The 12,797-nt window shown below is 71.6% G+C and carries 13 protein-coding genes and 1 pseudogene; 9 read left to right on the top strand and 5 right to left on the bottom strand.

Annotation, left to right across the window (positions count from 1 at the left end):
- Positions 1–16 precede the first annotated feature (16 nt).
- From ACSMXX_RS00610 to ACSMXX_RS00600, 3 genes are all read right to left on the bottom strand, one after another.
- On the bottom strand, positions 17–961 hold the full coding sequence (locus ACSMXX_RS00610) for a M56 family metallopeptidase (protein ID WP_473182037.1): 945 nt from the start codon (positions 959–961) through the stop codon (positions 17–19).
- Positions 962–1,026: 65 nt separating this feature from the next.
- Positions 1,027–1,674 (bottom strand): DUF5134 domain-containing protein, encoded by a 648-nt coding sequence (locus ACSMXX_RS00605; protein WP_473182036.1) that lies wholly within the window; start codon positions 1,672–1,674, stop codon positions 1,027–1,029.
- Positions 1,675–1,830: 156 nt separating this feature from the next.
- Positions 1,831–2,223 carry a VOC family protein gene (locus ACSMXX_RS00600; RefSeq protein WP_473182035.1) on the bottom strand — a complete coding sequence of 131 codons (393 nt, stop codon included), beginning with the start codon at positions 2,221–2,223 and terminating at the stop codon, positions 1,831–1,833.
- A 46-nt stretch (positions 2,224–2,269) separates the two neighbouring features.
- On the opposite strand from ACSMXX_RS00600, the gene ACSMXX_RS00595 reads away from it, so the two are divergent.
- The gene (locus ACSMXX_RS00595; RefSeq protein WP_473182034.1) at positions 2,270–2,827 is read left to right on the top strand and encodes a GNAT family N-acetyltransferase; all 558 of its coding nucleotides are present in this window, start codon (positions 2,270–2,272) and stop codon (positions 2,825–2,827) included.
- Here ACSMXX_RS00595 and ACSMXX_RS00590 read toward each other — a convergent pair.
- Positions 2,799–3,482 (bottom strand): glycerophosphodiester phosphodiesterase, encoded by a 684-nt coding sequence (locus ACSMXX_RS00590; protein WP_473182033.1) that lies wholly within the window; start codon positions 3,480–3,482, stop codon positions 2,799–2,801. The two genes, ACSMXX_RS00595 and ACSMXX_RS00590, sit on opposite strands and share 29 nt — an antisense overlap.
- Positions 3,483–3,652: 170 nt before the next feature.
- On the opposite strand from ACSMXX_RS00590, the gene ACSMXX_RS00585 reads away from it, so the two are divergent.
- From ACSMXX_RS00585 to ACSMXX_RS00570, 4 genes are all read left to right on the top strand, one after another.
- On the top strand, positions 3,653–4,648 hold the full coding sequence (locus tag ACSMXX_RS00585) for an alpha/beta hydrolase (protein ID WP_473182032.1): 996 nt from the start codon (positions 3,653–3,655) through the stop codon (positions 4,646–4,648).
- Between the two features lie 102 nt (positions 4,649–4,750).
- Complete coding sequence (locus tag ACSMXX_RS00580; RefSeq protein ID WP_473182031.1) at positions 4,751–6,148, top strand: DUF6421 family protein; 1,398 nt, start codon at positions 4,751–4,753, stop codon at positions 6,146–6,148.
- 61 nt (positions 6,149–6,209) lie between these two features.
- A complete protein-coding gene (locus ACSMXX_RS00575) occupies positions 6,210–6,989 on the top strand; it encodes an SDR family NAD(P)-dependent oxidoreductase (protein WP_473182030.1) in 780 nt (259 codons plus the stop codon).
- Positions 6,968–8,047, top strand: coding sequence for a threonine aldolase family protein (locus tag ACSMXX_RS00570; RefSeq protein WP_473182029.1), 1,080 nt, complete (start codon positions 6,968–6,970; stop codon positions 8,045–8,047). Before ACSMXX_RS00575 ends, ACSMXX_RS00570 begins: the two co-directional genes overlap by 22 nt.
- Before the next feature lie 100 nt (positions 8,048–8,147).
- Here ACSMXX_RS00570 and ACSMXX_RS00565 read toward each other — a convergent pair whose 3' ends face one another.
- A complete protein-coding gene (locus ACSMXX_RS00565; RefSeq protein WP_473182028.1) occupies positions 8,148–8,867 on the bottom strand; it encodes a lysophospholipid acyltransferase family protein in 720 nt (239 codons plus the stop codon).
- 178 nt (positions 8,868–9,045) lie between these two features.
- Here ACSMXX_RS00565 and ACSMXX_RS00560 point away from each other — a divergent pair.
- The 4 genes and pseudogenes from ACSMXX_RS00560 to ACSMXX_RS00545 all read left to right on the top strand — a co-directional run.
- Positions 9,046–9,477 (top strand): annotated as a pseudogene (locus ACSMXX_RS00560) (thioredoxin family protein); the annotation flags it as partial.
- 336 nt (positions 9,478–9,813) lie between these two features.
- Positions 9,814–10,599: an electron transfer flavoprotein subunit beta/FixA family protein gene (locus ACSMXX_RS00555; RefSeq protein ID WP_473182027.1), complete on the top strand. Its 786-nt coding sequence runs from the start codon at positions 9,814–9,816 to the stop codon at positions 10,597–10,599.
- A 77-nt stretch (positions 10,600–10,676) separates the two neighbouring features.
- The gene (locus ACSMXX_RS00550) at positions 10,677–11,639 is read left to right on the top strand and encodes an electron transfer flavoprotein subunit alpha/FixB family protein (RefSeq protein WP_473182026.1); all 963 of its coding nucleotides are present in this window, start codon (positions 10,677–10,679) and stop codon (positions 11,637–11,639) included.
- Positions 11,640–11,791: 152 nt separating this feature from the next.
- Positions 11,792–12,787 (top strand): NAD-dependent epimerase/dehydratase family protein, encoded by a 996-nt coding sequence (locus ACSMXX_RS00545; RefSeq protein ID WP_473182025.1) that lies wholly within the window; start codon positions 11,792–11,794, stop codon positions 12,785–12,787.
- The last annotated feature ends 10 nt before the right edge of the window (positions 12,788–12,797 follow it).

The raw sequence follows: 12,797 nt of genomic DNA, 5'->3' as shown, positions 1-12,797 counted from the left end.
GCGGGCACGTTCCCCGCTAACGAAGCGCTGAGAGTCCCGGCACGAAAGCGACAAGCAGGGGCACGGCAGGCACGAGTACGGCAGCCGCGGTCATCCGCAGGCGGCGCGAGACGGGAAGCCGGGGAGCGGCGGCCAGCAGACGCTGCACCCTGTGTGGGACCTGGGCCAGCGGCGTCGGGGCCGGCCCGAACACCCCGCGGTCCTCGTTGAGTTCCACCAGGGCGAGGGCGATGGTGAGCCGGCCGTACCGTTTCGACGCGGCGTCGTCGGCGGCCATCTCGGCGAGGGCGTGCACCTGGTCGCGGAACGCGGCGAAGACCGGCACCTGGGGAAAGCCCGCCGCGAGCGCGGAGGAGCAGTGCATCAGCCAGTCGTGGCGGGCACGTGCGTGGCCCTGCTCGTGTTCCAGTACCGCGTCCAGCTGGCGGCCCTTCAGACGCCGGAGCGCGGCCGTGGTGACGACGAGCCGCGGCGTGCTGCCGGGCAGCCACCAGGCGTCCGGCTTGTTCCCCTCCAGCACCACCAGAGGGCCGGCGTCTGAGGGCTCCTCGCCGGGCAGCCGCGGGGCGCGCTCACGCAGTTCCGCACGCCGCCGGCGGCGCCTCATCCTTGCCTCGTGCACCTCGCGCAGCAGCATCGCGCCCGTCCAGGCGCCGCCGCAGGCCAGGAGCACCGCGAGGCCTCCGGCCCAGGGCCCGTACGTGCCGAGTCCGAGTCCGTATGCCTCCTCGACGCCGTTCGGTGCCGGCGCGAAGACATGACCCCGTACGACCTGCCACGCCGCCGCAGCCGAGAACGCCATGGCCAGCAGGCAGCACAGCAGGACCGCGGCGACGACGCACTGCCACATCCAGAGCCCGAGCACAGGCTCCCGTTCCGGCCAGGACGAACGGGCCAGTACGCGGGGGGCGACGGCAGCGGCCAGCCCGCCGAGTACGAGCAGCGCCAGCGGGACCATCATGACTGCAGACTATGAGCCGCCGGCCACGGGGCGGTACGCCCACCCGCGCAGAAGTGACCGATCCCTCACAGCATGAGCAGCATCGCCAACATGCCTGTGCCCATGGCGACTCGGCATGCCGCAGCCAGTCCCGGCACGTCGTGCGCCGCGCAGCCGCCGTCGGCCGTCCCGGCCGCGCCGGTCTCTCCGCAGGGCGCCGCCGGCAGCAGAAGCAGCCCCGTGCGCAGCACGTAGGCCGAGTAGTAGACGAGCAGCGCACCGGTCAGCAGCGGCAGCCCGGAAGCGGCGGCGCTCGCGGCCGAATGCCCCCCGGCGCCCGCCGAGGCGCCGTGGGACGCCGGCATCGCCAGCGCCATGTAGATCATCGCCAGCGCACCCACGAGGTGGTGAAGGTGATGAAGGTGGTGGGGGTGCGGCGCCTGCTCCGGACGTACGGTCCCGCGCGGCGGCCCGCCCGTACGCCGTGCTTCCAGCAGCAGCGCCAGCTCCCGCACACTGACGGCGCCGAAGAGCACCAGGAAGACGAGCGGGGACGGTGCCGCGGACACGCTGCCGGGCAGCGCCATCGCCGCCATCCCCAGCCCCATCAGGGCCTCGCTCGTGGCAGTACGCCGCCGCATCCCCCCGGCACCCCTCGCGCGCAGCAGGCATACGGCGGCGACGAACGCGCACAGAGCCGACAGCATCCAGCCGACCGTCGCTGACTCGTGCATCACCGGCCTCCCCGCTCGCCCCCGAGGTGAGGCTGCCCGCCGGGGCGCCGTCACACGGGAGCGCACGGGCGCAACGGGGGAGCGCTCAAGGGCTCGGCCGGGCGGCCCGCCGGTGCGGCCGGCGCCCGATGGGACCGGCCCCCTGACGGCTTCGGCTCAGATCCCCGGCCGGTAGCGCATCGGATGGTCCTCGGGAACCTCGACGACGCAGATGCGTACGCCGTCCGGATCGGCGATCCACATCTCGATCAGGCCCCACGGCTCCCGCACCGGCTCCCTCAGCACCTCGGCCCCGGCCCCGGTCAGCTCGCGCTCGGCCTCGTGTGCGTCCCGCACCTGAAGCCACAGTGAAAGGCCGGGCGCGGGAGGGGAGTCGGAGCGTCCGGACACCTCCAGGAATCCGCCGCCCAGGAAGTAGACCGTGCCGCGCTCCGGGCCCGTCCCGAACTCGCGGGCGACCGCGAGCCCGAGCGTCTGTCCGTAGAAGACCCGTGTGCGTTCCGGATCGGTCGGCCGCAGCAGCATGCGGCTGCTCAGTACGTGCACCATGCCGACCGACTCTATTCCCGGGCGCGGTGCCTTAGGGTCTCCGACCATGGAGAACGTCAAGGAGACCGGTGAGCTGACCTTCCGCGTCGCCGGGGCGGAGGACGTGCACGCTCTCGTCGCACTGCTGGAGTCCGCCTACCGCGGCGACTCCAGCCGCGCCGGCTGGACGACCGAGGCCGACCTGCTGGAAGGCCAGCGCACCGACCCGGAGGGCGTCGGCGCCGTCGTCACCGGTGACGGCAGCATCATGCTCGCGGTCGAGCGGGCGGGCGGCCTCGTGGCCTGCTGCCAGCTGGAGAGGCGCGGCGAGGCCGCCTACTTCGGGATGTTCGCGGTCCGTCCCGAAATGCAGGGCGCCGGGCTGGGCAAGGCCGTACTGGCGGAGGCCGAACGCACCGTCGCCGCCGAGTGGGATTCGCGCGAGATGCACATGACGGTGATCCGGCAGCGCGAGGACCTGATCGCCTGGTACGAGCGCCGCGGCTACGTCCGTACCGGCAAGGTCACGCCTTTCCCGTACGGCGACGAGCGGTTCGGGATTCCCCAGCGGGGCGACCTCGCCTTCGAGCTGCTGGTCAAGACGCTCGGCGCGCTGCCCTCTTGATCTCCGGCATATCGGTCACCAGGCCGTCGAGCCCCAGCTCGCGGACGCGGGCCAGTTCCTCGTCGGTGTTCACCGTCCAGGTGATGACCTTGATTCCGTGGGCGTGACAGCGCTCCACGGTCCCGGCCTCCAGCCACTGCAGCTCGCACGAGACCATGAACGCGCCCAGGTCCACGGCCCGTTCGGGGGCTGTGGGCGTCGACTGGCCGGTGACCAGCACCAGGGGCATCTCGGGCAGGTGCTCGCGGACCTCGCGCAGCGCCTCGTCGTGGAAGGAGATGACGGTGACGCGGTCGTGCAGCCCGAGTTCGGAGATCACCCCAGACAGCACCCGGGCGGCGGCCCGGTCCTTGATCTCGGCCTGCAGCGGGGACCGTACGGCGTCCACGACCTCCTGGAAGACGGGGATGCGTTCGCCCTGCCCGGCGTCGAGTTCGCGCAGTTCCGCCAGGGTGAAGTCGCCGATGGCGCCCGAACCGTCCGTGGTGCGCGAGACGTCGGCGTCGTGCATCACCACCAGCGCGCCGTCCTTGCTCAGGTGCAGGTCCAGTTCGATGACGTCGAGCCCCTCGTGCTCGGCGCGGACGAAGGAGCGCAGGGTGTTCTCGGGCTCCACGCCCATCACCCCGCGGTGGCCGACGGTGAGCAGTGACACGGCACCTTCTCTCTTCTCTGTGGCGACGGGCGCACATGGTGACGTGCGCGGCGGACAGACTAGCGGCCGGGGAGCCCCGGCCGGTTCCCCGGCCATCCTCGGCACCACGGGCGACGCCCGGACGAACACCCGGCGGACGAAACGTACATACGCGACGAAGGAGCAGCAACGTGAGCGGCAGCACCGCGTCCCACGAACCCGAGCGCCTCGCCCCGGGAGCCCGCGAGCTGATGGAGCTCCTGGTCGCCGCGTTCCCCGATGTCGGCGTCACCGTCCATGACGCCGCCGAGGCCCGCCGCGTCCTGGCCCTGTCGATGCCGGAGCCGCCGCGGCTTCCCGCCGTGGGCGAGGTCTCCGACCGGCTGATCCCCGGGCCCGAGGGCGCGCCCGAGCTGCCGGTGCGGGTCTACCGCCCGTACGGGGAGGAGTCCGGCCGCGCCGGTGTGCCCACGGTGGTCTTCTTCCACGGGGGCGGCTGGGTGCTGGGCGGTCTCGATTCGCACGACACGACGGCGCGTGCCATGTGCACGGCGTCCGGCGCGGTGGTCGTCTCCGTCGACTACCGGCTGGCACCCGAGGCCCGCTTCCCCGAGCCGGCCGAGGACGCCTACGCGGCGGTGTGCTGGGCCGCGGAGAACATCGCCGCTCTGGGCGGGGACCAGGACGCGCTGATCGTGGCGGGCGACAGCGCCGGCGGGAATCTGGCCGCCGTGTGCGCGATCATGGCCCGCGAGCGCGGCGGTCCGCGGATCGCACACCAGTCGCTGATCTACCCCTCCACCGACCCGCTGGCCGAGACGGAGTCCCGCCGTCTCAACGCGGAGGGGTTCTTCCTCACCGAGGCGGCCATGCTGTGGTTCGGCGCGCAGTACTTCGGTCCGGACTCCGACCCGACGCACCACTACGCGGCGCCGCTGCGCGCGGACCTGGCGGGACTGCCGCCCGCACACGTGATCACCGCGGGCTGCGATCCGCTGTGCGACGAGGGCCGGGCGTACGCGGCGAAGCTGCGCGAGGCCGGAGTCGCCGTGACCGAGGCGCACTTCCCGGGGATGTTCCACGGCTTCCTGGCGGTCGGCGAGCTGCTGCCGGACGCTTCCGAAGCCATGGCCGGACTGGGCAAAGTCATTGCGGCGACCGTGTCAGACAGGAAGATCGACGATTGAGGTAGGGGTTACGGCGAACGATTTCCTGCTGCTCCACTTGAGGGTACGCCCGGGCCCGGCTACCGTTTCCTTGACGCCAGGTTCTTCTGTGGAGGGGTAGTCATGACGGAAATGCTTTCGTCCAAGGCCGCGGACGCCGGGGATGCGTCCGCCGCCCGCGTGGTCGAACACCCGGCATGGGCAGTGCTGAAGGACGCCGTCGAAGCCATACGGGCCGGGCAGTCGAAGGACGGCTCGATCGACTTCGAGGCGGAGGGCGCGCCGTCCCGGGCCGCCGTGGAATCCGACCTGGAGCAGATCTGCAACGCTGTGCGGGACCTGACCCCGCTGCTGCCGCACGACTCCGCATACCACGAGGCCCTCGTCGCCGACCTGCGTGGCTGGGCGGACGCCGGTTTCGGCGTCCCGGACTTCCTCGACTCCCTGCTCGCCTTCCAGCCCGCGCAGGACCGCCGGGACGGCCTCCAGCACCTGGTCGTCTTCCCGATGTACACCCAGAACGGCAACCCCGACCGCAATCTCGAAGCCGTCGTGCTGCGCATGGTCTGGCCCGACTGGCTGGCCGAACTGGAGCGCGTCCGTTACGACAACCCGCTCTTCTGCGGCATCACCTTCGAGGACTTCACTTCCGGCTACGACACGAACTCGGCCGTCCTCTTCCCGGAGACCGTCGCCGTGCGCGAGGCGCCCGAACGCTTCTCCTGGGGCGGCATCTTCTGCGACCGCGAGGCCGCCCGCTTCCGCCGCGTCGTGGACGCCGCGTGCGACGTCACGAGCCTCGAACTCCCCGAGTACGCCCGCGGGCTCGTCACCGACCAGTCGCGCTGCCAGCAGACCTTCGTGCTCTGGGACATGATCCACGACCGCACCCACAGCCACGGCGACCTGCCCTTCGACCCGTTCATGATCAAACAGCGGCAGCCGTTCTGGATGTACGGACTGGAGGAGCTGCGCTGCGACCTGACGGCCTTCCACGAGGGCGTACGCCTGGAGGCCGAGGGCTACCCGCAGGGCCGTGACGTGCAGTTCGCCGTGCTGCTCGACCGCCTCTTCCGCTTCCCGGTCACCGGCGAGCGCAACCGCAACTACGACGGACTGGGCGGCCAGCTCCTCTTCGCCTACCTCCACCAGCACGGTGCGCTGCGCTGGACCGACAACAAGCTCGACATCGACTGGGACCGGGCGCGCCAGGTGACGGTGCGGCTGCGCGAGGAGATCGAGACCCTCTACCGCGCGGGCATCGACCGGCCCAAGCTGGTCCACTGGTTCAAGGCCTACGAGCTGGTCGCCGGCTACCTCGCGCCGCACCCCGGCTCCACCTGGGCCAAGGGCCCCGACGCGCTCGATCTGAGCCTCCCGCCGCGCAAGCTCGTGGACGAGGTGCTTCCGGATGAGTTTCCGCTGAGCATGTTCTATGAGGCCCTCGCGAAGAAGCTCCGATCCGTGATCGCATCGACCAAGGGCATCACCGCGCAGACCCCCTTGCAGGCCGCCGCCTGAGCACACCGGCGGGCGGTACGGCGAAGAAGCGGCGGGCGTCGAGGACCAGGAGGCGACAGGGATGAGCAACACGACGGCACGCGGATACCAGGGGAACGGAAAAGGCAGCCTCGAAGGGTCCGTCATCGCCGTCGCCGGAGCGGCGGGTCCGGCCGGAGCGGCGGCGCTGCTCCGGCTCGCCGAGGAGGGGGCCACGGTCGTCGCGGCCGACTCCGACGTCGAACGCCTCGCCCAGGCCGTCGACGCCGCCCGCTTCGCCCACGGCGGCGCGAGCGTCACGGGGGAGACCGTCGACCTGCTCGACCTGGCGGCGACTCGCGAGTGGGCCGCCCGTACGGAGAAGGAGTTCGGGAAGGTGCACGGGCTCGTGCACCTCGTGGGCGGCTGGCGCGGTTCGGCGACCTTCGCCGAGACCGATCTGGAGCACTGGGACACACTCCACGATCTGCTGATCCGTACCGTGCAGCACACTTCGCTCGCCTTCGAGGCGCCGCTGGCACGCAGCGGCAACGGCCGCTATCTGCTGGTCAGCGCCGCCGGAGCGAGCAGCCCGACCGCGGGCAACGCCGCGTACTCCGCGTCCAAGGCGGCGGCCGAGGCGTGGACGCTGGCGCTCGGTGACTCCTTCCGCAAGGCAGGGGGCGAAGCGGGACCGCAGGCGGCGGCTGCCATCCTTGTCGTCAAGGCACTGGTGAGCGATCAGATGCGGGCCGAGCGCCCCAAGGCCAAGTTCGCGGGCTTCACCGACGTCAAGGATCTGGCAGACACCATCGCCGGCACGTGGAGCAAGCCCACCGAGGAAGTGAACGGACAACGCCTGTGGCTGACCCCGAAGCCGTGACCACCGACGCGAAGCGCCGCCACGACCCCGGGACGCGCGGATTCGCGAGCGACAACTACGCGGGCGCGCATCCCGAGATCCTGGCGGCACTCGCCCTCGCCAACGGCGGCCACCAGCCGGCGTACGGCGACGACGAGTACACCGCGCATCTCCAGCAGACCGTACGAAGCCACTTCGGGCCGCGCGCCGAGGCGTACCCGGTCTTCAACGGCACGGGCGCCAACGTGATTTCGCTGCAGGCGCTGACGGACCGCTGGGGCGCCGTCATCTGCGCCGACAGCGCCCACATCCACGTCGACGAGTGCGGCGCACCGGAACGGGTCGGCGGGCTGAAGCTGCTGACCGTGCCCACCGAGGACGGCAAGCTCACGCCCGAGCTCATCGACCGCGAGGCTCACGGCTGGGACGACGAGCACCGCGCGATGCCGCAGGTCGTCTCCATCACCCAGAGCACCGAACTCGGCACCCTCTACACGGTGGAGGAGATCCGGGCGATCTGCGACCACGCCCACGAGCGCGGCATGAAGGTCCACCTCGACGGTGCCCGCATCGCCAACGCGGCCGCGGCGCTGGACAGGCCCATGCGCGCCTTCACCAACGCCGCAGGTGTGGACGTCGTCTCCCTCGGCGGCACCAAGAACGGAATGCTCTTCGGCGAGGCCGTCGTCGTGCTCGACCCAGGCTCCGTCCGGGCGATGAAGCACCTGCGCAAGCTGTCGATGCAGCTCGCCTCCAAGATGCGTTTCATATCCGCCCAGTGGGACGCCCTGCTCTCCGGCGATCTGTGGCTGCGTAACGCCCGGCACTCCAACGCCATGGCCCGCCGGCTCGCCGAGGGCGTCAAGGACGTCGACGGCGTGGAGATCCTCCATCCCGTCCAGGCGAACGCAGTGTTCGCGCGGCTCCCGAACGAGGTCAGCGAGCGCCTGCAGAAGCGCTACCGGTTCTATTTCTGGGACGAGGCCGCGGGCGACGTGCGCTGGATGTGCTCCTTCGACACCAGCGAGGCGGACGTCGACGGATTCGTCGCGGCGCTGCGCGAGGAGATGGGCCGCTGACGTACCGGCCGTGCCGACGCACCGGCAGTCGGCGGTGCTGACGTACGGGCAGTGCGGGCGGCGGCCCTCGCCGCCCGGGCCGGTGGCGGGTCAGCGTCCGCTACATCGCCCTCGCCTCGGCGGGCGTCGGCGCCGTGCCGCCCATGTGGGCCGGCAGCCACCACGAGTCGTGCGGGCCGTCCGGAACGGCCGGGTATGCGCGCTGCGCGGCCTCCAGCAGCTCCTGGATGCGCTCGCGCACCTTGGACGTCAGCCCCGCCGCCGGTTCGCCGGCCGTGGCGTGCAGAGGTTCGCCGACGCGGATGCCGACGGGGAAGTGGTTGCGTCCGAAGTCCCGCTTGCGGCCCTTGGTCCACAGCCGCTGCGTCCCCCACAGGGCGACGGGCACCAGGGGCACGCGCGCCTCCTGTGCCATCCGCGCCGCACCGGACTTGAAGTCCTTGAGCGTGAAGGAGCGGGAGATCGTCGCCTCGGGGAACACCCCGACGATCTCGCCCGAACGCAGCGCCTTCAGCGCGTGTTCGTAGGCGCCCTCCCCGCGCGACCGGTCGACGGGTATGTGCTTCATCGCCCGCATCAGCGGCCCGGAGACCTTGTGCCGGAAGACCGAGTCCTTCGCCATGAAGCGCACCAGCCGCTTCGCGGGCAGCGCCGCGAGGCCGGCGAAGACGAAGTCCAGATAGCTGATGTGATTGCTGACCAGCACGGCGCCGCCGCGGCGTGGCACGTGCTCGGTGCCCTGGATGTCGAATCGCAGGTCGAGGGCCTTGAACCAGGCACGCGCCGTGGCGATCACGGGTGGGTAGACGAGTTCTGCCATCTCGGGAGCCCTTCCTGTCCGTCCTGGAAGGGAGTGGCTCCCGCCAGGCGCGCAATCGTACCTACGGACGCGTAACTTCTGTCCGACGCAGATGGTTCCTCATCGGCGTCCCCGATGGCTACACCCGGGGCCGCCCGGCGGCCCGCCGCAGTCCGGCGCCGGCCGGGAATGCCCGTACATGCGGCATGTGCTGCACACTGCGGGACGCGGGGCCGCCGAGCGCGGTGACCGGACGGCGCAGCACCATACGAGCAGCACCACACGACGGGAGGGCGGAGTGCGGCAGCAGACCGGAGGCGAGGGCGCACGCCTGGATGCCGGGACACTCGGGCCCGGAGCCCTGGGGCGCCGTGCCACGCTCGTGCAGTTCTCCAGCGCTTTCTGCCAGCCCTGCCGTGCGACGAGGCGCATCCTGCGCGAAGTGACCGCGATGGTGCCGGGCGTGGGCCACGCGGAGATCGACGCCGAGGAGCACCTCGCGCTCGTACGGGAGTTGGGCATCCTGCACACCCCGGCGGTGCTCGTCCTGGACGCCGGCGGGCGGGAGGTGAGCCGCGCGTACGGCCAGCCGCGCAAGGCCGACGTCATCGCGGCGCTGGGCGCGGCGGTCGCGGCCAGGGAGGGCCACGAAACGGCCACGGAGCATCAGGCACCGGGGGAGCGCGACGGCCACGGGCGGTCCCGTGATTGATGTCGCATCCCGCGGTCCTTCCTTGACCCTCCCGCACGGCCTCGGCACGGTGACAGCGCGGTCGCCGATGGCGTCGCGGTGCAGCTGCCGTGATTGAGTTGGGCCCGTGCTCCGGCGGGCCCGGGGGTTGGCAAGGTCACAGTTCCCGGCCTTGAGAACCGGGTACGCGCTATGTGTACTGGCGAGTAATATAGTGAACGGGGTGCCGGTTCAGCGACGGACCGGAACCGTAGGACAAGCAGTAGGAGAGCCGGCGTGAGCCTGAGGATCGTTGTCTGTGTGAAGTACGTGCCCGACGCCACCGGCGACCGGCACTTCGCCGAGGACCTGACCACCGACCGCGAGTCCGTGGACGGCCTGCTCTCGGAGCTGGACGAGTACGCGGTGGAGCAGGCGCTGCAGATCTCCGAGGAGGCGGACGACGCGGAGATCACCGTGCTGACCGTCGGCCCGGATGACGCGAAGGACGCGCTGCGCAAGGCGCTGTCCATGGGTGCCGACAAGGCCGTCCACGTCGAGGACGACGACCTGCACGGCACCGATGTGCTGGGCACCTCGGCCGTACTGGCCAAGGCCATCGAGAAGACCGGATACGACCTCGTCGTGTGCGGCATGGCCTCCACCGACGGCACAATGGGCGTGCTCCCGGCCATCCTCGCCGAGCGCCTGGGCGTGCCCCAGGTGACGCTGCTGTCCGAGGTCTCCGTCACCGACGGCAAGGTCAACGGGCGGCGCGACGGCGACACCGCGACCGAACAGCTGGAGGCCTCGCTGCCGGCGCTCATCTCCGTCACCGACCAGTCCGGCGAGGCGCGTTACCCGTCCTTCAAGGGCATCATGGCGGCGAAGAAGAAGCCCGTGGAGTCCCTGGACCTGGACGACCTGGACATCGAGGCGGACGAGGTCGGACTCGAGGGCGCCTGGACCAAGGTCGACGACGCCACGCCGCGCCCGCCGCGCACCGCGGGCACCGTCGTCAAGGACGAGGGCGAGGGCGGCAAGCAGCTCGCTGAGTACCTGGTGGGCCAGAAGTTCATCTGAGACCCGACCGAGCGACGCGAACGCGACGCGAACGCCCGCCCGCACCACCCGCCCCACTTTTCCGCAGGAGCAATGCCATGGCTGAAGTCCTTGTCTACGTCGACCACGTGGACGGTGCCGTCCGCAAGCCGACTCTCGAACTGCTCACCCTCGCCCGCCGCATCGGCGACCCGGTCGCCGTCCACCTCGGACCGGGCGCCGAAGAGGCCGCGAAGACGCTCGCCGAATACGGCGCCGTGAAGGTACTGGCCGCCGACAGCGGCGAGTTCGCCGACTACCTCGTCGTGCCGAAGGTGGACGCGCTGCAGGCCGCCTACGACGCCGTCTCCCCGTCCGCCGTGCTCGTCCCGTCGTCCGCGGAGGGCAAGGAGATCGCCGCCCGCCTCGCGGTGCGCATCGGCTCCGGCATCATCACGGACGCCGTCGACCTGGAGGCCGGCGCCGAGGGCCCCGTGGCCTCCCAGTCCGTCTTCGCGGCGGCCTTCACCACCAAGTCCCGCGTCAGCAAGGGCACTCCGGTCATCACGGTCAAGCCCAACTCCACGTCACCGGAGGCCGCTCCGGCCGCCGGCGCCGTCGAGCAGCTGACGGTGTCCTTCGGCGAGACGGCGACCGGCACCAGGATCGTCTCCCGTACGCCGCGCGAGTCGACCGGGCGCCCGGAGCTGACCGAGGCCGCGATCGTGGTCTCCGGCGGCCGCGGCGTCAACGGCGCCGAGAACTTCCACATCATCGAGGAGCTGGCCGACTCGCTCGGCGCGGCCGTCGGCGCCTCCCGTGCCGCCGTCGACGCCGGCTGGTACCCGCACTCCAACCAGGTCGGCCAGACCGGCAAGACCGTCTCCCCGCAGCTGTACGTCGCGACCGGCATCTCCGGCGCGATCCAGCACCGGGCCGGCATGCAGACGTCAAAGACGATCGTGGCCATCAACAAGGACGCCGAGGCCCCGATCTTCGATCTCGTGGACTACGGCATCGTCGGCGACCTCTTCGAGGTCGTGCCGAAGCTGACGGAAGAGGTCAAGACCCGCAAGGGCTGACCGCACGCCCGGCCGTTCCCGCCCGGCCTTCCGCCGAACCGCCCCCGTACGCCCCCGGCGACGGGGGCGGCGTACGTGTCGGCCCGTTCGCACCGGTTTCGCCGAGAGCGCGAAGCGGCCTGCGCCCGCGGGCGCTTGGGCACAGTCGAAGCATGAGACTGCTGATGCTGGGCGGCACGGAGTTCGTGGGACGCGCCGTCACCGGTGAGGCGCTCGCGCGCGGCTGGCAGGTGAGCGTCTTCCACCGGGGACTTCACGAGGCGCCGCCCGGCGTGAGCGTGCTGCACGGCGACCGCACCACGACGGACGGTCTGGCCGCCCTGGCGCACGGCGAATGGGACGTCGTCGTCGACACCTGGTCCGGTGCGCCGAGGGCGGTACGGGAGACGGCGCGGCTCCTGGCCGAGGGCGACCGGGCGGGACGGTACGTCTACGTATCCAGCCGGTCGGTGTACGCAGAACCCGTCGCTGCGGGGCTCGATGAGGAAGGGCCCGTGGTGGAGGCGTCCGCTGCGGACGGAGAAGTCGACTACGCACGGGCCAAGCGCGGCGGGGAGCTCGCCGCATCGGAGGCCTTCGGCGGGCGGGCCCTGCTGGCCCGGGCGGGGCTGATCCTCGGGCCCTGGGAGAACGTCAACCGGCTGCCGTGGTGGCTGCTGCGCACGGCACGTGGCGGAGCCGTGCCGGCTCCGGGGCCGCGCGAGCTGCCGATCCAGTACATCGACGTGCGTGATCTGGCGGAATGGCTGCTCGACGCGACGGCCGGAGGGCTGGCCGGCGCCTACAACGTGGTGTCCCCGCCCGGGCACACCACCATGGGAGAGCTCCTGGAGTCGTGCGTGCGTGTCACGGGCGGCAAGGCCGAACTGCACTGGAGAAGCCCGGAGTCGGTCCTGGCCGCAGGCGCCGAGCCGTGGACGGGCCTGCCGGTCTGGCTGCCGCCGGGCGCCGACTACGACCACATGCACCGGAGCGACGTCTCGAAGGCCCTCGGGGCGGGACTGCGTTGCCGTCCCGTGGCCGAAACGGTGGCCGACACCTGGGAGTGGCTCATGCGGATCGGCGGGAAGGCCCCGACGCGTCCGGACCGTGCACCGACAGGGGTGGACGCGGAGACGGAGGCCAGGCTGCTGGCGATGCCCGGGTGACGAGCGGCCC

It is taken from the genome of Streptomyces sp. DSM 116795, from assembly GCF_055792905.1.
Note: the sequence above shows the minus strand (reverse complement) of the source record. Positions and strands in the feature narration are given on the sequence as shown.